Genomic DNA, 231 nt, shown 5'->3' on the forward strand with positions numbered 1-231 from the left:
AGAAGCTGACTGCGGAAGAACACATGGAGATCCTCCGCAACAACAAGTTCAAGCCACGTAGCGTCGGGAAAACACGCCAGACCTACCAGTGGTTCAACGGTGTCAAATCGGGCAGGATCATGGTGCCGCAGGTTTATCTGGACGAGATGCGCGCAGCCAACGTCCCGGACCTGGACAACGCTCGCGCCACCGAGGACCAGAAGAATCGGACCCCGGAAGAACACATGGAGA

Annotated in this window: 1 protein-coding gene; it reads left to right on the top strand. The window is 57.6% G+C overall.

The window, feature by feature from the left end:
* Positions 1–23: 23 nt before the first annotated feature.
* The coding region (locus tag IE94_RS37020; protein WP_157849476.1) for a hypothetical protein at positions 24–231 on the top strand (208 nt) is incomplete at its 3' end.

Source organism: Streptomyces violaceorubidus (genome assembly GCF_000717995.1).
Taxonomy (GTDB): domain Bacteria; phylum Actinomycetota; class Actinomycetes; order Streptomycetales; family Streptomycetaceae; genus Streptomyces; species Streptomyces violaceorubidus.